Here is a 20,149-nt window from a genome sequence, read left to right as displayed (position 1 = left end):
GGTGGTGGCGGCGGTTGCGGCAGCGGTGGCGTTGGCGCCGGCTTGGGCTTTGGCACCGGTAACGGCTTGGCCGGTTTGGGCGGTGGCGGCAGCGGCTTGGGCGGCGGCGGTGCTGGCGCGGGCGGCGGCGGCTCTGGCGGCGGCGGTGCGGGTTCCGGTGGTGGTGGCGGCGCCGGTGCGGGTGGCGGTGGCGGCGGCGGTAGCTCGACCATCTGCACGCGGGTGATTTTCGGCGGTTCTTCAACGGCCACGGGCTTGGCTTCGATCATGACGCAGGCGCCGATGACCATGGCCACCAGCAGTAAAGCGCCACCGATGGCCAGCGGCATCGGCAAATGCCGGTGCTGGGCCTGTTCGCTTTGCGTCGCCCACAGTGCGCCGCTGCGAAGGTTCTTTTCCATGGCGCCCATTATTTTTGCGTCGCCAGGCCGATGGCGCTGACCCCAGCGCCGCGCACCAGGTCCATCGCGTGCACGATGCTGTCGTAATGGCTGCCGCGGTCGCCAGCGATCACCACGTCGAGCTTACCGGTATCCTTCATTTCGGCCAGCCGGCTACTCAGTTGTTGGTCGTCCACCGGTTTGCCGTCCACGTACATTGCGCCCTCGGCGGACACGCCGATATTCAATGTCACCGATTCGATAGGGTCCTGTGATGAGGATTGCGGCAGGTCCAGGGTAATACCGGCGCCCTGGATCATTTCGATCATGATGAGCACGAAAAACACCAGCAGGAACATCATCACATCGATCATCGGGATGATCTCGATGCGTGCCTTTTCTTCGTGGCCCAGGTAGTACGACTTCTTCGCCATGGGGGTTCTCCGCTAATGCCTTAGATCGTCGCGAAGCGGCTGATCAGCATGGATTTGACCAGTTCCATCTGGTTGACGACCAAACGGATACGCTTGTTGAAGTAGTTCAGAAACACCACGCAGGTGATGGCGATGCACAGGCCCACGGCGGTGGCGACCAGGGCATGGGCGATGGGCCCAGTGACAGAGCTGACTTTCTGCGAACTGTTGGCCGCCAGCACGCTGAACACTTGGATCATGTGGATGATGGTGCCCAATAGCCCGAGTAACGGCCCGAGGGTCACGCAAGTGTCGAGCACCCACAGGTTGCGATCCAGGTAGGGCATTTGCACCATGATGCTTTCATCCACTTCACGCTCCATGGCCGCTTCGGCTTTGTTCGGCGAGTCGATGGCGGCCTGTACCAGGCGGCCTTGCACGGTGCGCTGGTAATGGGCGGCCACTTGCTTTGCATCGGCTTCGTTGTGGTAGGCCACATGCCTGAGGTCGGCGTCCAGGCTGGCACCGGCTTTGATACTTTTTCGAAAGAAAAAGTAGCGTTCGATAATCACGGCGATGCCAATGATAAAGATCACCAGCATTAATGGGATAATGCCCCAGGAATCCTTGGAGTATTGAAATGCAGCTTCGAACATGTCAGTTCCTTACGCACGGCGTTAAAGTGATCATTGCGGCAGTTTGAAAGGCGGCCCTATGGGCCGCGTCGACAAGTTCGGCAAAAGAATGCGCGAGCAATTTATTATTTTAATAGGGCGCTGGTGGCTGCCCCGGGGCCGCTCATTTGCCGCGTTTGGCCCAATGGGTAAAACGACCTTCGATAACTTCACACAGTTGGTAGGCAATCACCGCCATGGCGGCAATCACGATGACCCCCGCGAACACCAGCGGCACATCGAAACGTGAAGATGCTGCCTGCATTAAAAAACCGATGCCCTCATTGGAGGCAATGGTTTCCGATAACACCGAGCCTACGAAGGCCAGGGTAATCGCGATTTTCAGCGAGGCGAACAAATAGGGGGCCATGCGCGGGATCCCTACCTTGGTCAGGATGTCCCAGCGGGTGGCGCCCAGCGAGCGCATCACGTCTTCCATTTCTGCATCGATGGTCGACAGGCCGGTGGCCACATTGACGATGATGGGAAATACCGCCAGGGAAAACGCGGTGACTACCGCCGGTAGGGTGCCAATGCCAAACCAAAGCACGAAGATGGGCACCAAGGCGACTTTAGGCACGGCGTTGAATGCGATCAACAGCGGGTAAACGCCGCGGTAGATCAGCGACGACGCGCCGATGGCCAAGCCGAAAACCATGCCCAATGCCACGGCCAGGCCAAAACCCAGCCCGGTGGTATAGAGCGTTTGCAAGGCGTTGGGCCAGATCACATCATAGTGTTGGCCAATGGACTGGGCGATCGCGGTGGGGGCCGGCAGCATCAAGCTGGCGCTGCCCAATACCATGGCCACGATTTGCCACAACACCAGCAATGCCAAGGTCGTGACCCAGGGCACCCAGGCTTGCCGAGCAACGTTGGTCGAGGTTTTCATCAGGCGCGGGCCTCAAGGATTGTGTCGCGGATCTCATGGACGATTTCGCTGAACGCCGGTTCGTAGGTATGCGCCAGGCTGCGGGGGCGCGGCAGGTCGACGCGGCGTTCGAGGATGATGCGCCCTGGGCGTTTGCTCAGCACAATCACCCGGTCGGCCAGAAACACCGCTTCACGCAGATCATGGGTGACCAGAATGGCGCTGAAGCGCTGCTTGAGCCACAACTGCTGGGTCAGCAGCCACAGCTCCTCACGGGTAAAGGCGTCCAAGGCGCCGAAAGGCTCATCGAGCATCAGCAACGGCGGCTGGTGGACCAGTGCGCGGCAAACATTGGCACGCTGTTGCATGCCGCCCGACAACTCCCACGGGTATTTTTCGGCGAAATCCTTAAGGCCCACCACATCCAACAGGTGCATGGCTCGGGCGCGGTATTCGGCATGGTGGCGGCGTATGCGCTGGCGGTGCGGCTTGACCAGCTCGAACGGCAGAAGCACGTTTTCCAAGGTGGTACGCCAAGGCAACAGCGTCGAGTTCTGAAACGCCATGCCCACATTGCGCACGGGCCCGGTGACCTTCTGCCCCTGGATGAACACTGCGCCCGCGTCGGGCTGCAACAGGCCGGTCACCAGCTTCATCAGGGTCGATTTGCCACAGCCGGAAGGCCCGACCACGGCCACGAACTCGCCTTGGCCCACCTGCAGATCGAGCCTGTCGATGGCCAGCATCTGTTCGCCGCCGCTGCCATAAACCAGGCTGGCACCGCGCAAGTCCACATAGGGTTGCCCGCTGTGCGGCGGGCGTTGCTCCTCCGGCGCCAGCGCACAAGCCGCCATCGGTTCGGCGCCGCCCTTGCTATCAAAGGCCAATAGCTCGGCCAAACGTTCGCTCATGCTCACACCCGATCACTCCTCGTCGCTTGGCGGTGTACTGGCCCATAACGCCTGCCGCCGCGCTGATCGGTCACAGCGCGAGGGCCTGGGCAAGCTGCCTTTTCTGATTGGTCTTGGAGACCGGCACGTGGCTAACGGTTTACCGCACGCGGTGGCAGGCACCGCGCTATAGGGGGGTCGGCGCTGGCAACCCCGCCGGTGTTTCCGGGTATCAGGGGTTGCTAACGGCCAGCTCGCTCTGTGCAGGGAGGTAGTCGGCGGTCCATACCGAACTGCTCGGCGGTGCCACGAACCCCATGGCGTCGGCAATTTGGGCAATAGCGCTATTGAGCCGAGCTGGGTCTATGTTGCTCAGGCCATTTTGTTTGACATGGGGGGTGAGCACCGCAACGTGGGTGGCGAAATCCAGGTGTTGGGCCTCGAGCGTGGCATCGAGCATGCTGTTATAACTGCGCAGCGAGGCGATGGCGGCCTGGGGGTCGGCGATGGTTGCCTTTATCCCCACCACGGTGCAACTGAGAAAATCACGCATCTGTTGCGGGTGGCTTTGCGCCCATTGAGGTTTGACCACCACGGCATTACCGGGCACATCGACGCCATATTCGGCAAACGGCATGCTCACGATTTGGTCGCGTTTGACCCCCACCGAAACGAAACCATTGACCACCGTGAGCAAATGCCCGGCCGCCGCATCGGCTTGGCCGCGCACCACCGTGGCCTGGCGCAGGTTCGGTGCGACGGTGACCCAGGATACGGTGCTCATGTCGATACCGTTGGCCTTGGCAAACGCCGGAAACAGCATCCGGCTCGCCTCGCCCTGGGTGTCAGCGATGCGCTTGCCTTGTAGATCCAGCGGCTTGGTGATACCGGAGCTTTTCAACATATTGACCGAGGCCGATGAGCGATCACTGACAATGAACGTGATGATCAAGGGTGCATCGGGGTGTTGCGCGTTATAGGCCAGCACGCTGCCGAAGTCGGCCACGCCGATGGCGTAGGAGCCCGATGCGACCTTGCTGATACTGTCCCCCGAGCCAAAGCCGCGGTCGATGGTAACGTTCAATCCCTTTTGGCCGAAGCAGCCACTTTTTTGCGCCGCCGACCACATCGCTTGTGGCCCTTCGAAGGCCCAATCCAATACCAGCCGGACGGACTCCTCGGCCTGTGCCGCCTGGGCCATGAGGCAGCCCAGGCCAACGGCCAGAACCGCCTTAACCGCGTGTTTCATCGTCGACCTCTTGGCATACCGTCATTCGATTCGAGGCCACAGTACGGGCGGCGAGCTTTTGCTGTAAAGGTCAGTTTTTCGGTGCGCCGGAACGAATTATTATCGCCAGCGCAGTGCTTGCCGTAGCCGCTGGCGGCCGCCGTTGGCCATGGGCCGGGCGAGCTCCGGCGTGGCGCGGCAGTGGCGCGCACGCGCTGTTTTTTCGCCCAATGCCGGCTATTTATTATCGTTTACCGGCAGGTTGTATCGCTCTTAGGCTTGCGTGCTTCAGGCCCCTAGCAGAGACGACGTGCATGAGTGATTTCGACCTGGTGATTCGCGGTGCGGTGGTGACCCCCACGCGCATCCTCGAAAACGGTTACGTGGCAACTGTCGACGGCAGGATCGCGTTGGTGGGCGAGGGCGAGCCACCCGCCGCACGCGATCACCATGACCGGCGCGGGTGCTGGGTGGTCCCCGGCGCTGTCGATGGCCAGACCCACACCGGCAGCGCCAACCATGAGTGGCTGGGCCAGGCGTCGCGCGCCGCTGCCGCAGGTGGGGTCACGACCTTGGTTGACATGCCTTACGATGAGCCCGAACCGGTATGGAGCACCGCGCGATTCCATGAAAAGGCCGCCCAGGCCAACCGCGACTGCCATATCGATATCGGCCTGTACGCCACCATTCGCCCCCACGACGGCCTGGACGCGATTGCCGGGTTGATCGAGGCGGGCGCCTGTGCCTTCAAGTTCTCCACGTTCGAGGCCAATGCACTGCGCTTTCCCCGCATCAGCGACGAGGTGCTCTACGAGGCGATGCTGCGTATCGCCCCTTCGGGCCTGGCTTGTGGTGTGCATAACCAGGATCAGGAAATGACCCTGAGCAACATTGCCCGGTTAAAGGCCGCCGGGGATACCGGCTGGGATGCCTTCGGCCGGGCGCACCCACCGCTGGTCGAGAACCTTGCCACGGCCCGGGTCTATGAGCTAGGCGCCGCCACCGGTGCCCGAGCCCATGCGGTACACATTTCGCTGTCGCGGGGGTTCGAGTTGTGCAACCAATACCGCCAAGCCGGGTTCAAGGCGACCGCCGAAACCTGCGTGCAATACCTGATGCTCAACCAAGAGGAGCACGGGCAGCGCCTGGGCGCCAAGGCCAAGCATTACCCGCCGATCCGGCCGCAAGCCGAGGTCGAGAAGTTGTGGACCCACATCGCCGCCGGTGATTGCGATTTCGTCTCTTCAGACCATGTGTCTTGGGGCCTGGACCGCAAGGGCGACCCGGACATTTTTAAGAACGCCTCCGGCGGGCCAGGGCTTGAAACCTTGGTGCCGGCGCTGTGGACCGGCTGCTTGGAGCGCGGTGTGTCACCGTTGATGGCGGTACGCCTGTTATGCCAAGGCCCGGCGCAGTTTTTTCTGTTGCAGAGCAAGGGCGCGCTTGAGGCCGGCAAAGATGCCGATATCACCGTGCTGGAACCGGGCGCCTTCATTTACGACCCCTCGGCGAGCCAAGCGGCGGTGAACTGGAGCTCTTTCGAGGGGCGCCGCTTTGCCGTGCGCGTGGCCGCCACTTACCTACGCAGCGAGTTGGCCTGGGATGGCCAGCGTATCGTCAACCAGGCCGGTAAAGGGCGTTTACAAAAGCCCCAATTGCGCCCCAGCCCGGCACGCCGCGAGGTGGCACTGTGAAGCGTTTGGACGAAACGGCCGCCGGTGTGTTCATCATTTGTGTCACGCCCTTCAAGGCCACCGGGGAGCTGGACCTGACCAGCGCCGAGAACATGGTGGAGTTCTATCTGGCGCGCGGCGCCACGGGGCTGACGTTGCTGGGGATGATGGGCGAAGCGCCGAAACTGACCGTGGGTGAATCCGTGGCGTTCGTCGAATGCGTGCTTGCCCGCGTCGCCGGGCGTGTGCCCGTGGTGGTGGGCCTGCCCAATGCGGGGCTGGCGTCGATGGCCGAGCTGAGCACGGCGGTGATGGCCGCCGGCGCGGCCGGGGTGATGGTGGCACCGCCCAGCCACCTGCGAAGCGATGCGCAGATCCGCGGGTACTTCACCCAAGTGGCCATGGCGATCGGCAAGGATACGCCCTTTGTGCTACAGGATTTTCCACTTGTCACGACGGTCACCATCAGCCCACAGACGCTCATGCAGATCATCGCTGACAACCCCAACTGTGTGATGCTCAAGCATGAGGATTGGCCAGGCTTGAACAAGCTCAGCGAGTTGCGCAATGCCCAGGCCAGCGGCGCCATGCGACCGATCAGTATTCTGGTGGGCAATGGCGGGATGTTCTTGCCCGATGAACTGGCGCGCGGCGCCAATGGCGCGATGACCGGCTTTGCCTACCCAGAAATGATGGCCGAGGTGCTCGCCGCCTGGCAGGCGGGGGCGGCGGAGCGGGCCAGGGATTTATTCGATGCCTACCTTCCGCTGGTGCGCTACGAGCAGCAGCCCGGGCTTGGCCTGGCGGTGCGTAAGCACATCCTCGCCCTGCGCGGGGCCATCGCCTGCGCTACGTTGCGGCTGCCGGCACCGGTATTGAGCGCGGTTGATATCGCGGACATCGAATACCTGATCGAACGCCAAGCCCGGCGCCTGCAAGCATTGGGCTGACGCAAGCGGGCTTGGCCGGTGTTTTTCAGGTTGGCGCGGGGTTTTGCTGGCGGGCAGGGCGTGCAGCGCCTTACCCGCTGAGCCCTGGGTTACTGCTTCGCCGAGGGGGCAACCGGCGTTTCGGGTTCGATGTCATAGGCTTTTTGCACCAGTTCGAACCGGGTGCCGAGTTGGTCGTCTACCTTGCGCTGCCACGCGGCATCGAGCTGCTCACGCTGCTGGGGGATGATTTCTTTCGGCTCGACATTGCGGTACGTCTTGATTTCACCGGTGATCACGCCAACGGTTGTTTTGAATACCGGCTCAGGGTCGTATTGCTCGTGTGGAAAAGCAATGTCGGCATAGTTGAACAGCCGCTTGGAGGCGTCGTCTTTCCAGTTCTTCCAGGTTTCGAACATGCGGTCATTGAAGCCGGTCAGGAATGGCCCCGGGTTGACGGTCGCCACTTCGATGCCAAACTCGCGCAGCTCTTTGCTCAGCGCTTCGGCCACCGCCTCCACGGCGTGTTTCGACGCTGAATAGGCGCCGCTGAACGGGTCTACCGTGAGCCCGGCCACCGACGACATGAACACGATCTTGCCTTTCTTTTTGGCGACCATCTTCTTGGCGATACCTTGGGTCAGCAACACGGGGCCGATCAGGTTGACTTCGAGTTGGCGCCGAAGGTTGTCGGCGGGTATGTCGACCATCGACCCCCCCTCGGAAATACCGGCGTTGTTAAGCAACACATCGATGTCCCATTCCCAGGCTTTTTGCCGGTCGCCTTCATCGGTAACATCGAGCTTTTCAACGCGCAGTTCCACCCCCCGTTGCTTGGCTTGTTGCTTCACGGTTTGCACCTGCGCGGTGATTTCCACGCCGGCGATCACGTCCAGGCCCTGGGCGGCGAGGCGCAGTGCGACTTCGTTACCGAAACCGGTTCCGGCGCCTGTTATCAGTACGGTGGTCATTTTGAGTGTCTCCACAGGGTTAACGGGTAAAAAATCAAAGTGCCGCGGCGGCTGCCTCGGCAACTGTTTGGTCCTGCTCGCCGCTGCCGCCGCTGACGCCAACGCCGCCGACGATATGCTCGCCGTGATAGAGGGGTACGCCGCCGGCAAAAATGATGGCGCGGCCGTTGATCGAATTTGCAATCCCGTAGAATTGCCCGCCGGGCTGGGCATCGTCGCCCAATGCCTGGGTCGAACTTTGGCAGGCCACGCTGGTGAACGCCTTGTTGATGGAATGATCGATGCTGCCAATCTGGGCGCCGTCCATGCGCACGTGCGCAACGAGGTTACCGCCGGCATCGACCACGGCGATATTGCTGGGCGAGCCGATCTCCTCAGCCTTGGCAATGCCCAAGCGGATGAGCCGTTGGGCGTCGTCGAGGGAAACAGTGGTGAGTTGAAGCATCTCGGTCTCCTGTGAAAAGGGCGCCTGCGCCTGGTAGGTACCCTTTAGTTGACAGGGGCGGTGCGGGTTAAATTCATCCCGCCTTAAAGGGCCGGTGGTTCGACTGCCAAGCGCGCCCTGGTTTTTATTCCATAGCGACCGCCCGAGATGATTTTTTATTCTTTCCAGGTACATGCGGGGCCCTGCCATATTTGCGGTTTATCGTCGCGTTCGGGCCGTCATCGATGTCCAGGCATCCGCATTATTCCTTTATGGCGGCATTGTTCGCCCAGCACTACCCCTGGTTACGTGCACGGGTGACACGGGTGATGGGTTGTTCGTTCAGCGGCGAGGACATTGCCGCCGAAACCTTCGTCCGGGTATTGGGGCTGCGCGACCCGCAGGCTATCCGTGAGCCCCGGGCGTTGCTGACCACTATCGCAAAGCGCCTGATGCTCGATAACTGGCGGCGTGGCGATCTGGAAAAAGCCTACCTGGAAACACTCAAGGCAACGCCCGAGAACACCTGGCCATCGCCCGAAGAGCAAGCCGTGTTGACAGAGGCGCTGCTGGCCCTCGACCGCCTGCTGGACGGCTTGCCGGGGGTAGGCAAAGCGGTGTTTGTACAGAGCTGCCTCGGCGGCCTGACCTATGAGCAAATCGGCCGTGAGCTGGGCATTTCCAAAAGCCGCGTGCAGCAACATATGGAGCAGGCTATTGCCCGCTGCATGACGGTGATGGCGCCATGAGTGCGAACCCCGACCAAGCGCTGATTCGCGAGGCCGCGCACTGGCTGGCGTTCCTTCAATCAGGTGAGCCGGACCCCGCCCGCGAACAGGCGTTTCTGGCCTGGCAGGCTCAAGACCCGCGCCACGCCCAGGTTATCGCCGAATTCCAGCAGCACGTGCTGGCGCTGCGCCAATCGCCACTGAAGGATGTGCCGCAGGATCAATTACTCAAAACCCTTAACGCGCCGTCCAGCCGCCGCCGCTTCCTCCACGGCAGCTTGGCCGTGGCCGGGCTGGCGCTGGGCGCCGGGGTGGCGTCACGCCTGGCCACTAGCGGTTGGGCCTGGCCAGGCGACCTTTACACCGGTATCGCTGAGCGGCGCAGTTTTGCTTTGCCAGACGGCAGTACGGCGCTGCTCAACGCTTCCAGCCGGATCACACCCCAGTTCGGTCGGGGGCAGCGAGGCGTGGTGTTGCAACGGGGCGAGTTGCTATTGGATATACACCCACAGCCGCGTGCGTTCGAGGTGCTTACGGGGGCAGGCACAATTGTCGCGCGCCAGCAGCGTGTGCTGGTGCGCCAAGAACTTGCCGGGTGGTGGGTGCTGGCGCAACAATCGCCGGTGCAGCTCATCGACGCCAAGGGCCTGGCCCAGCCACTGAAGGCCGGGCATTGGGCGCGCTTCAATGCACAGGGCCTATACGACAGTGGCCAAGCCGGGGGTGGGGAGGGCGACTGGGTGCGGGGCCTGCTCAATGCCAACGACCTTACGCTTGCACAGGTCGTCGAAGCGCTCAGGCCGTACCACCGTGGCGTATTGCGGGTGGCACCGCCGGTGGAGCACTTGCGGGTCAGCGGTATTTTTCCGCTGGACGACAGCCAGCATGCATTGCGAATGCTCACCGGTATTTTGCCGGTGCGCTTGAGCCGCATCACCGACTTCTGGATCACCCTCGAGCCGGCATAAGGTTAGATGAAAAGAGTCTGGGCCCGCGCTGGAAAACCGCGTGGTGATTTCGTCAACAGCGCGAGTTCACCCACCAGGACCACGCGATGAGTCACCTTCGTACACCCTTCGTTTGTAACCCGGCGCGCATGCCGCTCAATGGCTTGGTGCTGTCCATGGCCCTGGCGTGCGGCAGCGTGCTTGCGGGCTTGGCCAATGCGGTTCACGCCGCTGAGCAGCGCCAACATTTTGCGATTGCCGCGGGTTCGCTCGGCTCGATTTTGCTGGCTATCTCCCAGCAAAGCGGTCGGCTGATCGCATTCGACCCACGTGACGTGGATAACCTGTCGGCACCGGCGATCACTGGCAACCTGAGCTTCGATGAAGCGTTGGGCATCGCCCTGCACAGTACGCCTTTGCACTACAGCCAGGACGATAGTGGCGCGGTGAGCATCCGCCAAGGCCCGGCCGGTGCCGCCTCGGCACCGGTGGCCGCCCCGGCGCAAGCACTGAAAACCGTGACGGTAACGGCGCGCCGCCGCGAAGAACGTTCTCAGGACGTGCCCACCGCCATGAGTGTGCTTGGCGGCGATACCCTGGAAACCCAACGCAACTATCGCATCCAAGACATCCAGCAACTGGTGCCGAGCACCACCGTTGCCTATGTTCATCCGCGGCAGTCCAGCGTGGCGATCCGCGGCCTCGGCAACAATGCCGCGAGCGATGGCTTGGAGGGGAGTGTCGGCGTTTACCTGGATAACGTTTACCTGAGCCGGCCCGGCATGGCAGCTTTCGACCTGTTGGACATCGAGCAGATCGATGTGCTGCGCGGGCCGCAGGGCACGTTGTTCGGCAAAAACACCACCGCGGGCGTGCTCAACGTTAGCACCCGGGCGCCGACCTTTACCCCGGAACGCACCGTTGAAGTGTCCGCCGGGCAACGCGGTTATTTTCAAACGCGCGCTACGATTTCCGGGCCCTTGAGCGACACCTTGGCGGGTAGGCTTTCCGCCACCCGTACCCGTGACGATGGTTACATCAAGAACGAATATGACGGCCACGAACTCAACGGCGGCGAGCGAAACGGTGTGCGTGGGCAATTGCTGTACAAACCCAGTGATGCATTCAGCCTGCGCTTGATCGCCAGCTATAACGACGAAGACTCCAGCAGCGGTACCTTCCCGCTCTACAGCACCGGCCCGACTATCAACGGGGTTAACCGTTATGAGCAACGGGCCGCCGCCGCCGGCGCGCATCTGGTATATGGGCGCAAGGTCAACATCGATTCGGGGCAGAGCATCAGCGTGCATCAAAGCGGGCTCTCTGCCGAGGCCAACTGGAAACTGGATAACGATTTCACACTGACCAGCATCAGTTCTTATCGCACCTGGAACTTCAAACCGAGTAACGATGATGGGCTGGATGTGGCCGCTTATTACGGCACAGGTGTCGATGTGCGTGACCGCGAATGGTCCCAGGAGCTACGGCTGGCCTCGCCCAAAGGCGATAGGTTCGATTACGTGGTAGGTGCCTACTACTTTGGCCAAAGCCTGAAGAACCGATCGTTCACCGACTATGGGCCGAAAGCCGACATTTGGACCGGTACCGCGGACGGTGCGCTCAATAATGTCTCGTCCTATGGCCATGGCCATATCGATGTGGACAGCTTCGCGTTGTTCGCACAGGGCACCTGGCACTTGACCGACAAGCTGGATTTCACCGCAGGGATTCGCGGTACTTACGAAGAGAAAAGCGGCTGGGTCGACCGCGATGCGCCTGTCGGCGGCGCGGCGGTGAGTGGGGCGGCAGCCTCTGCGCGGCGCGCGCAGGTCGGCGCTTACGATTCAGGCGGCATCGGCTTGCACGCGTTCAGCCCGTCCGGGCTGCTGAGCCTGAATTATCACTTTACCGACCAGGTGATGGGGTATGCCTCGTTGGCCCATGGCGAAAAATCTGGCGGTATCAACCTCACGGTCGCCAGCGCCCCCACGGCCGGGGCCAACAGCCTTCTGGTGGGCAGCGAACGCGCCAATGACGCCGAATTGGGCATCAAGACCAGTGGCTGGAACAACCGCTTCATCTTCAATGCCGATGTGTTCTGGACCCAGGTCGATGGGTACCAAACCAATGCCTATGATGTCGCCAGCACCTCGTTTTACTTGACCAACGCCGGCAGTGTGCGCTCACGTGGTATCGAGTTCGATGCCTCGGTACTGCCGTTGCGCAACCTCACCCTCAACCTGAATGGTTCCTACAACGACGTCACTTACCTGGATTACAAAGACGCCCCCTGCCCAACGGAAGTCAGCTTCCAGCCCAATGCGCCGAAGACCTGTGACCTCACCGGCCACACCGTGGCCAACGCGCCGAAGTGGATCGGCAACATCAATGCCGAGTACCACTGGAATCTCGAAGGCGGGCTAGTGCCCTACGTGACTGGCAGTTACTCGTATCGCGGCAAGGCACCAGGAACACTGGACGATTCCAGTTATGCGCAGTTACCGGCCTATGAGCTGGTCAACCTGAGCACGGGCCTGCGCGGCACCCTGCCAAAAGGCCAGTGGGACGTGTCGCTGTGGGCCAAAAACGTATTTGACCGCCGCTACTACACGGGGCTTTCAAACAAGAACAACGGCGGTTTCGTCTCGTTCGTGGGCGACCCGCGCACGCTCGGTGTCACTGCCCGTTACGACTTCTGAGCCAGGAACCTACCGCATGAGTGATTCAATGTACGACCTCGATCGCCGCCGCTTTTTGCAGCTTACCGGCACCGCCCTGGCGCTGGCCACACTCCCGGCCCTTGCCAGCGAACGCCGCAAAGCACCCAATATCATTTTCATTCTGGCCGATGACCTTGGCATCGGCGACGTTGGCTGCTATGGCCAGACGCGGCTGCGCACCCCGAACATCGACCGCTTGGCGCAGGAGGGCAAGCTATTCACCCAGGCCTACGCCGGGGCGCCGATTTGTTCGCCCTCTCGTTGCACGCTGATGACCGGTTTGAACACCGGCCACAGCCGGATACGCGGTAATTTTGCGTTGGCCGGCGGGATTGTCGGCAGCAAGGGCAGCGAGCGTGTACGGCGCACCAATTTGCAGCCACAAGACATCACCGTTGCCCAGCAGTTGCGGGCTCTGGGCTACCACACGGGGTTGATGGGCAAATGGCACTTGGACGGCTATGACCCCGGGGCGACGCCCCTGGACCATGGCTTTGACGAGTTTCGCGGCTGGCTCATTCAGGCGCCATCGACCCAGGGGTATTTTCCCACCCAGCGCTACCACCAGCGCGAATTGGTCGATATCCCGCAGGCGCTGGGGCAGACCGCCGCCCATTACGAGACGGACCTGTGCACGGATGATGCCTGCGATTTCATTCGTAGAAACGCCGCCCAAACGGCACCGTTCTTCTTGTTCCTTGGTTATTCCGCGCCGCATAGCCCGTATATTTCGCCCAGTTACGGATCCTTTGCCGGTGAACCCTGGACGCAGGACCAGAAATCCTATGCGGCGATGATCGAGCTGATGGACCAGGGTATCGGCAGCGTGCTGCGGACCCTCAAAGAGCAGGGCGTGGATCAAGACACCGTGGTGTTCTTTGCATCCGACAACGGCGCACGTTCCGAAGCGACGCCCGAGCAAACAGCCGTCGTTGAGTTTTTCGCATCCAGCGGGCGCTATCGAGGCTATAAGCGAGACCTTTATGAGGGCGGTATCCACGAACCGTTCATCGTGCGCTGGCCCGGCACCATCAAGGCCGCCAGCACCAGTGACGAGCCGGTGTACTTCCCGGACTTCTTGCCCACGGCGCTAGCCTTGGCGGGTGGCACCGCAAGTACCACCGATGGGGTGGATTTCAGCCCATTGCTCAGTAATGACGGCGCCCGTTTAAAGCCTAGGTATTTCTACTGGGAAACCTATGAGCCGGAATTTCGCCAGGCGGTCCGGCGCGATAACTGGAAGGCGATCCGCCTAAGTGCCGGGGCCCCGCTGGAATTGTACGACCTGAAACAAGACCCCTCGGAAACCCACAACATCGCGAGCCTGCACCCACAGGTCATCACTGAGCTGGAACAGTATTTGTCGACCGCCCGCACCTCGTCGGTGGAGTACCCATGACGCGCAGTTGCTGCACACCTTCACGAGAAAGAAACGAAGCCCCCTTAGCCGAAGCGAAGGTGCTGATGACCGGGGCGGGCAGTGACGGGCAGATGCTGGCGATACCTGCCGGGAGCTACTGGCTGGGGGGCGAAGGGCCGCAGTGCAATGCGGGCGACGGTGAAGGCCCGGTACGGGACGTTTGGGTCGATGGCTTTCTGATGGACGTTACCGCGGTGACCAACGCGCAGTTTGCCCTTTTCGTCACGGCCACGGGGTTTCGTACGGACGCTGAGCGTTTTGGTGAGTCGTTCGTTTTTGCGGGTTTGTTGGGGGACACGCAAGCACCCTCGGTGGCGCAGGCGCCTTGGTGGAAGCGAGTACCGGGTGCTTATTGGCGAGCCCCGGAGGGGCCGGGCTCGACAGTGGCTAGGCGCGCCCAACACCCGGTGGTGCATGTGTCCTGGCGCGATGCCAGCGCCTATGCGCAGTGGTGCGGTAAGCGTTTGCCAACCGAAGCCGAGTGGGAGGCGGCGGCCCGGGGCGGCCGCGTGGGGGGGCTGTTTCCGTGGGGCGATGAACTGGTGCAAGGCGGCGTTCATCGCTGCAATGTGTGGCAAGGTCGTTTTCCGGACCATGACAGCGGCGAAGATGGCTTCGTCGGCACAGCACCGGCCAATAGTTTCGAACCCAACGGTTATGGTCTGTACAACATGCTCGGTAATGTCTGGGAATGGTGTGCAGACTACTGGAGCCATCACGCACATTCGAACGCATCGCCACAACACCGGCATAACCCTGGCGGCCCGGCACAGGGCACCTCGCGGGTGATCCGGGGTGGCTCATACTTGTGCCATGCGTCGTACTGCAACCGATACCGCCTTTCGGCCCGCAGCCACAATACGCCCGACAGCAGCACTGGCCACATGGGGTTTCGTTGTGTGATGTAGCCGGCGCGCCGTTATCCGGTGGCAGTTCGGCGCTGCCACGGGCCGCGGGCCAGTGTTCGTACATCAAGTTAGCGATGCGAAGCATTTAAGCCCGACCATCGCCGCTGGCAACCGGGCCGGCGGTGCACTCACCTTGAGGCTTGGTTTGCGCAATAGGTTATGCCAGCGCAATGGTAGCGGCTGCGCCGATTATTGCCCCAGGGCAGAACGGGGTCGGCGCCGGGCGCGCATGTTCGTGGCGCCGGTGTGATGGCGCGGTACGCGCTACCGGCCACGCCGGCAGAAGGTTGCGCATGGAAAATGCGCCACGCCAAAAATACCCGGTAGGCATCGGCCCACGGTCGGTGGTACACAGCCGCGTGTCTAAAACGCAGTGCAATTGAGCACAAGCGTTAGTAGGCTAAATAATTGCGGTGAAAGCGTAGCAAGCGGAGCATAGATGAAAGGTGTGTTGGTTGTGGACGATGATTCGCTCATCCGGGTAATGATGTGCGAGGCATTCAAGGAGGAGGGTTACGAGGCTTATTCGGCCGAAAACGCCGATGATGCCCTCATGGTGTTGGCGAGCCGCTCGCACTCCATCCATTTGGTTGTGACGGATGTGCAAATGCCAGGTTCGATGGATGGCTTGCAATTGGGCCACGTGGTTGCTGAGCGCCATCCAGACGTCGCGGTGTTGACCATGACGGGCTATACGCTAAAGGAAAAAGCTCAACAGGCCATCGGCCCGTTGCTGCAAAAACCATTCGACATCGAGCAGTTGATGCAAACCGCTGCGGTCATCATGGAAAAAGGCCGTTTCTGGCGGAACATGATGAGGGTGCGTTGATACGCCCCTGGCTCGCTGTAGGCCTTTTGCGCGACCTCTATGTTATTCTCGCCGGCGATGAACGGCGGCGGCCGTGTGGTCGCGCCGCTAACGTTGTATTGCGCTGGTTTGAGAAGAGAGCAGCATGGCAGTGAACACCCCGGGCGAACGCTGGGTAGTCCTCGATACCGAAACCACCGGCATGCCGGTGACCGATGGCCACCGCGTGTTGGAAATCGGCTGCGTCGAAGTGGTGCGCCGCCGCCTGACCCGCCACAATTTCCATGTGTACCTGCAGGCAGACCGTGAAAGCGACGACGGCGCCATCGGCGTGCACGGTATCACCAGCGAGTTTTTGCGCGACAAGCCGCGCTTTGCCGACATCGCTGATGAGTTCTACGCGTACATTCACGGCGCCACGCTGATCATCCACAACGCGACGTTCGACATTGGCTTTTTGAACAACGAATTCGCCTTGCTTGGCCAGCACGACCGCGCCGACATCAGCCAGTACTGCACCATCATCGATTCGTTGGCGGTGGCCCGCGCCCGCCACCCCGGCCAGCGCAACAGCCTCGATGCGCTGTGTAAGCGTTATGGTATCGACCTCTCGGAGCGTACCTTGCACGGCGCCTTGCTCGACTCCGAGCTGCTGGCAGATGTGTACCTGGCCATAACCGGCGGGCAAACCAGCTTGTCGCTGGCCGGCAGTGGTGGCGACAACGACGGGGCCGGCAACCAGGTCAGTACCATCCGCCGCCTGCCACCCAGCCGCCAGCCTTCCCGGGTCATCATGGCCAGCGAAGCGGAACTGGCCGAGCACGCCGCGCGCCTCGAAGTGATCGCCAAGGCCGCCGGCGGGCCGGCGCTCTGGGCACAGCTCTGATTCGTTCAGTTGCCGGCGCTACCCGCTTTTTCCGTGACGATCTCCAACAGTGCGCGCATGGCCGCGCCCTGCGGCGCTTGGCCATGGCGGGTGAGGGCATACACCGGCACATCGATTGCCGGTGAAACAGGGCATACATCCAACCCGCTGGCGCGCGCTGCTTGCGCCGTGAAGGGGTCGACCAGGGCCAACCCTTCGCCGGCCTCCACCATTGCCCGCAGCCATTGGTAACTTTGCACACGGATACGCACCCGCGGTGCCGGTGCGACCTTGCGCAACCGTTGTTCCAAAGCGATGGCCAGCCCATCGGGCTGCTGCAACCCGAGCATGCCTTGCCCAGCAAGGGCGGCCAGCCCTATATGGCGCTGGCGCGGGCCCAACCAGCCATGGGGCGCGAGAAAGTGCACCTTGCCCACGGCCAGGGTGGTGCTATGGATGTGGGGGTGTTCGGCCGGTTCGAGGGCCAGCGCCAGGTCGCATTCGTGCAGCAGTAAGGCGTGCTCCATCGCCGGTAATGCATCGCTGGCCAGTTGGCAGGTGACGTCGGGAAAGCGTTTGCGCAGCGCCGCCACACTCTGCGCCAGCAGGTGCGCCACCAACGGTTCGCTGCACATCAGCCGCAGTGGCGGGGCTTGATGCTCGCGCAGGGCTTCGACCTGCCGGCGCAACGGTTCGAGCCCGCCCAGTACGTATTGAATATGGGGCTGCAGGGCCAGCAGGTCAGGGGTGGGCTGCAAGCGCCCCCGGCTGCGGGAAAACCACAACACACCATTGTCGCGCTCGGTTTCGGCCAGCCGGCTTTCTACTTCCAGAGGGCCCAGGCCCAACCATTCAGCCGCCGCGTTAACGGTGCCGGTGCGCAGCAGTGCATCGATCACTTCGAGGTGGCGCAAGTGCATGGGGTGCGTCCTTACCGAACAGCCCCCATGCTAATGGGGTGTTTCAGGCCTTGGCTAGACAATTTTCGGCGGTGCCTTTTGCGGCCGGGCCGCGTAGCCGCGCCCCGCCAGAGCGTGGCTATGGCCCGTAAGGTACGGGCCAATGCTCGTGCGGACGCCTACCACACCGCATCAGGGCATTGGGCGAGGAGGGCTCATGGAAGATCCCGGGTAAGTTCGACGCCGCTTCGCAACAGTTTGAAACGGTCATCGCCCAGGTGCGTCACCCGTTCGCCAATGGCCAGGCGATAAGTGACTACCGGCGCGCTGGGCTGGCTGCCGTCTTCGGCTTGGGGCAACTCATGAAATTCATGCACCGGGTAGACGCGCCCCTCGGCGTCACGTGCGTGGAAATGCGCTACCAGAATTGCACTCATGTTGCGTCAACCTCTGAAACAATGCGCGTTAAGCGGTACGCAGGTAGACCCTTGTTTTTTCGACAAGTTTTACCAGGGTAAAAAAATACTACAGCCGGCCGAAATCGGCGTCGCTCTTCAGGAATGCTCTGAAAGGAGGCGCCAAAGGCCGGATTGCGACTACTGGTGCCCCGCAAAGGTGCGCGGACGGGGGTTTTGCGGTAGGCTTGCCGCCCTGCGCTGGCCGCTTCATAAGAGCAGGCTGGCCTGGCGCCCTACGTGGGCGCACCGCTTCAGCCAACCCACAAGGTCAAGCCCCTTCCCAGACGTCTTTCGCAGTGTGGTTTTGCAAACAAATGAACGTGTTGAAAGGCCAGGATATCCTGGCGCTTGGTTTTATGACTTTCGCCCTGTTCGTGGGCGCTGGCAATATCATTTTCCCGCCGATTGTCGGCCTGCACGCTGGGCCCTGGGTATGGGCCGCCGCCGCTGGCTTTTTGATCACTGCCGTGGGTTTGCCGGTGATCACGGTCATCGCCCTGGCCAAGGTCGGCGGTGCGATGGATGCCCTGAACTCGCCCATCGGGCGCACGGCCGGCACGCTGCTGGCGGTAGTGTGTTATTTGTCCGTTGGGCCCCTGTTCGCCACGCCGCGCACGGCCACGGTGTCTTTCGAGGTGGGTGTGGCACCGCTGACCGGCGATGGGCCGCTACCGCTGTTTTTTATAGCCTGGGTTACTTTTTGCTGGTGCTATGGGTGTCGCTGTACCCTGGCCGGTTGCTCGACACGGTAGGGCGCTTTCTCGCGCCGCTGAAAATCGCCGCCCTGGCGGTGCTCGGTGGTGCGGCGTTCATGCTGCCCGCAGGGCCGGTGGGCGAGGCCATCGAGGCCTATGCCGCCTCGCCGTTCTCGCAGGGTTTCGTCAATGGTTACCTCACCATGGATACCTTGGGTGCACTGGTGTTCGGTATCGTCATCGTCAATGCCATCCGTTCCCGTGGGGTACAGGCACCGCACCTGATCACCCGTTACGCGATCATCGCCGGCCTGATCGCGGGCTTGGGGCTGGTGTTGGTCTACGTCAGCTTATTCCGCCTGGGCGCGGGTAGCCATGCGATCGCCGCCGGCGCCAGCAACGGCGCGCAAGTGCTGCACGCTTATGTACAGGCAACCTTCGGTACGCTGGGCAGCGGGTTCTTGGCCGTGTTGATCGCGTTGGCCTGCCTGGTGACCGCGGTCGGCCTGACCTGCGCCTGTGCTGAGTACTTCGGGGGCTTGCTTGGGGTTTCGTATAAGGCGCTGGTGGTGTTATTGGCAGGCTTCTCGCTGCTGGTGTCGAACCTGGGCCTGACCCAACTGATCCACTTCTCGGTGCCTGTGCTGACCGCGATCTACCCACCCTGCATCGTGCTGGTGGCGCTGAGTTTCTGCCATCGGCTTTGGCGCTCGCCGCAGGTGGTGGTCGGCCCGGTGATGCTGGTGTCGTTGGCGTTCGGTATGGTCGATGCGCTCAAGGTGGCTCGGCTCGACGCTTGGCTGCCGCAGGCGGCCGAGCACTTGCCGTTATCCGAGCAGGGCCTGGCTTGGCTGGTGCCGGTGGTTGTGTCGCTGGCAGTGGCGGCGCTATGCGACCGGCTGATCGGGGCCCAAGCCTTGCGCAAGGCCTGAGCCTGCCACCGCCAGCCGCGTTGGGCGGCTGGCGGTAGGCGGTTACGGCTGCTTGGGCGTTGTGCTGTCCGGGGCCGGCGTGCTTTCTTGCTGGGCCTTTTCTTGAGCTTGGCCTGCATCTTTGTTGCCTTCGGCGTTTTCTTTCGCCGCGTCGTTCAGATGCTCCTGGGCTTTGTCCATCTGCTCCTGGGCGGCTTCCTTATGGTCCTGCGCGTCCTTGGCCTTGTCGGAGGCGTTGTCGCAGGCGGCCAGGCCCAGTGAAGCAGCGAGAATCAGGGCAGTGGCAAGTGTTTTTCTCATGGGTGTTTCTCCTTAT

Annotated in this window: 19 protein-coding genes and 2 pseudogenes; 10 read left to right on the top strand and 11 right to left on the bottom strand. The window is 62.0% G+C overall.

The genetic code is table 11. The features are described 5' to 3' along the window. The 6 genes and pseudogenes from HAQ05_RS15470 to HAQ05_RS15445 form a co-directional block, all read right to left on the bottom strand. Positions 1-401 (bottom strand): annotated as a pseudogene (locus tag HAQ05_RS15470) (energy transducer TonB); the annotation flags it as partial. Positions 402-409: 8 nt separating this feature from the next. Then, complete coding sequence (locus tag HAQ05_RS15465) at positions 410-814, bottom strand: ExbD/TolR family protein (protein WP_190422131.1); 405 nt, start codon at positions 812-814, stop codon at positions 410-412. 20 nt (positions 815-834) lie between these two features. After that, on the bottom strand, positions 835-1,449 hold the full coding sequence (locus HAQ05_RS15460; protein WP_190422129.1) for a MotA/TolQ/ExbB proton channel family protein: 615 nt from the start codon (positions 1,447-1,449) through the stop codon (positions 835-837). 142 nt (positions 1,450-1,591) lie between these two features. After that, positions 1,592-2,359 carry an ABC transporter permease gene (locus HAQ05_RS15455; RefSeq protein WP_190422127.1) on the bottom strand — a complete coding sequence of 256 codons (768 nt, stop codon included), beginning with the start codon at positions 2,357-2,359 and terminating at the stop codon, positions 1,592-1,594. Then, complete coding sequence (locus HAQ05_RS15450; protein WP_238935063.1) at positions 2,359-3,249, bottom strand: ABC transporter ATP-binding protein; 891 nt, start codon at positions 3,247-3,249, stop codon at positions 2,359-2,361. Before HAQ05_RS15450 ends, HAQ05_RS15455 begins: the two co-directional genes overlap by 1 nt. Positions 3,250-3,460: 211 nt before the next feature. After that, the gene (locus HAQ05_RS15445; protein ID WP_190422125.1) at positions 3,461-4,477 is read right to left on the bottom strand and encodes an ABC transporter substrate-binding protein; all 1,017 of its coding nucleotides are present in this window, start codon (positions 4,475-4,477) and stop codon (positions 3,461-3,463) included. 293 nt (positions 4,478-4,770) lie between these two features. Here HAQ05_RS15445 and HAQ05_RS15440 point away from each other — a divergent pair, with 293 nt between their 5' ends. Both HAQ05_RS15440 and HAQ05_RS15435 read left to right on the top strand, forming a co-directional pair. Further along, the gene (locus HAQ05_RS15440; protein ID WP_190422123.1) at positions 4,771-6,150 is read left to right on the top strand and encodes a dihydroorotase; all 1,380 of its coding nucleotides are present in this window, start codon (positions 4,771-4,773) and stop codon (positions 6,148-6,150) included. Continuing rightward, the gene (locus HAQ05_RS15435; protein ID WP_190422120.1) at positions 6,147-7,079 is read left to right on the top strand and encodes a dihydrodipicolinate synthase family protein; all 933 of its coding nucleotides are present in this window, start codon (positions 6,147-6,149) and stop codon (positions 7,077-7,079) included. The genes HAQ05_RS15440 and HAQ05_RS15435 overlap by 4 nt, the downstream gene beginning before the upstream one ends. A gap of 89 nt (positions 7,080-7,168) precedes the next feature. On the opposite strand, the gene HAQ05_RS15430 is transcribed toward HAQ05_RS15435, so the two are convergent. Then, a complete protein-coding gene (locus tag HAQ05_RS15430; protein ID WP_190422118.1) occupies positions 7,169-8,029 on the bottom strand; it encodes an SDR family oxidoreductase in 861 nt (286 codons plus the stop codon). 34 nt (positions 8,030-8,063) lie between these two features. Then, positions 8,064-8,648 carry a GlcG/HbpS family heme-binding protein gene (locus tag HAQ05_RS15425; protein WP_238935062.1) on the bottom strand — a complete coding sequence of 195 codons (585 nt, stop codon included), beginning with the start codon at positions 8,646-8,648 and terminating at the stop codon, positions 8,064-8,066. Positions 8,649-8,698: 50 nt separating this feature from the next. On the opposite strand from HAQ05_RS15425, the gene HAQ05_RS15420 reads away from it, so the two are divergent. The 7 genes from HAQ05_RS15420 (at position 8,699) to dnaQ (ending at position 16,870) form a co-directional block, all read left to right on the top strand. Further along, the gene (locus tag HAQ05_RS15420; RefSeq protein ID WP_190422116.1) at positions 8,699-9,202 is read left to right on the top strand and encodes a sigma-70 family RNA polymerase sigma factor; all 504 of its coding nucleotides are present in this window, start codon (positions 8,699-8,701) and stop codon (positions 9,200-9,202) included. Beyond that, positions 9,199-10,149: a FecR domain-containing protein gene (locus HAQ05_RS15415; protein ID WP_190422114.1), complete on the top strand. Its 951-nt coding sequence runs from the start codon at positions 9,199-9,201 to the stop codon at positions 10,147-10,149. Before HAQ05_RS15420 ends, HAQ05_RS15415 begins: the two co-directional genes overlap by 4 nt. Positions 10,150-10,235: 86 nt before the next feature. Further along, positions 10,236-12,827: a TonB-dependent receptor gene (locus HAQ05_RS15410; RefSeq protein ID WP_238935061.1), complete on the top strand. Its 2,592-nt coding sequence runs from the start codon at positions 10,236-10,238 to the stop codon at positions 12,825-12,827. A 16-nt stretch (positions 12,828-12,843) separates the two neighbouring features. Continuing rightward, the gene (locus tag HAQ05_RS15405; protein ID WP_190422112.1) at positions 12,844-14,247 is read left to right on the top strand and encodes an arylsulfatase; all 1,404 of its coding nucleotides are present in this window, start codon (positions 12,844-12,846) and stop codon (positions 14,245-14,247) included. Next, positions 14,244-15,176 carry a formylglycine-generating enzyme family protein gene (locus HAQ05_RS15400; RefSeq protein ID WP_190422110.1) on the top strand — a complete coding sequence of 311 codons (933 nt, stop codon included), beginning with the start codon at positions 14,244-14,246 and terminating at the stop codon, positions 15,174-15,176. The genes HAQ05_RS15405 and HAQ05_RS15400 overlap by 4 nt, the downstream gene beginning before the upstream one ends. Positions 15,177-15,615: 439 nt before the next feature. Continuing rightward, entirely contained in the window at positions 15,616-16,005 is a 390-nt protein-coding gene (locus tag HAQ05_RS15395) for a response regulator (RefSeq protein WP_190422108.1), read from the top strand. Positions 16,006-16,129: 124 nt separating this feature from the next. Further along, the gene (gene dnaQ, locus HAQ05_RS15390; protein ID WP_190422105.1) at positions 16,130-16,870 is read left to right on the top strand and encodes a DNA polymerase III subunit epsilon; all 741 of its coding nucleotides are present in this window, start codon (positions 16,130-16,132) and stop codon (positions 16,868-16,870) included. A gap of 5 nt (positions 16,871-16,875) precedes the next feature. Here the strand turns inward: dnaQ and HAQ05_RS15385 are convergent, their stop codons facing one another. Together HAQ05_RS15385 and HAQ05_RS15380 are read right to left on the bottom strand one after the other, a co-directional pair. Next, a complete protein-coding gene (locus HAQ05_RS15385; protein WP_190422103.1) occupies positions 16,876-17,769 on the bottom strand; it encodes a LysR family transcriptional regulator in 894 nt (297 codons plus the stop codon). A gap of 194 nt (positions 17,770-17,963) precedes the next feature. Continuing rightward, positions 17,964-18,185 carry a hypothetical protein gene (locus tag HAQ05_RS15380; RefSeq protein WP_190422101.1) on the bottom strand — a complete coding sequence of 74 codons (222 nt, stop codon included), beginning with the start codon at positions 18,183-18,185 and terminating at the stop codon, positions 17,964-17,966. 335 nt (positions 18,186-18,520) lie between these two features. Here HAQ05_RS15380 and brnQ point away from each other — a divergent pair. Beyond that, a pseudogene (gene brnQ, locus HAQ05_RS15375) lies at positions 18,521-19,833 on the top strand (branched-chain amino acid transport system II carrier protein). 42 nt (positions 19,834-19,875) lie between these two features. Here brnQ and HAQ05_RS15370 read toward each other — a convergent pair. Beyond that, the gene (locus tag HAQ05_RS15370; protein ID WP_190422099.1) at positions 19,876-20,133 is read right to left on the bottom strand and encodes a hypothetical protein; all 258 of its coding nucleotides are present in this window, start codon (positions 20,131-20,133) and stop codon (positions 19,876-19,878) included. Between the last annotated feature and the right edge of the window lie 16 nt (positions 20,134-20,149).

The sequence above is a fragment of the Pseudomonas typographi genome, assembly GCF_014694385.1.
Lineage (GTDB): Bacteria > Pseudomonadota > Gammaproteobacteria > Pseudomonadales > Pseudomonadaceae > Aquipseudomonas > Aquipseudomonas typographi.
This window is presented reverse-complemented; position numbering and strand designations above follow the sequence as displayed.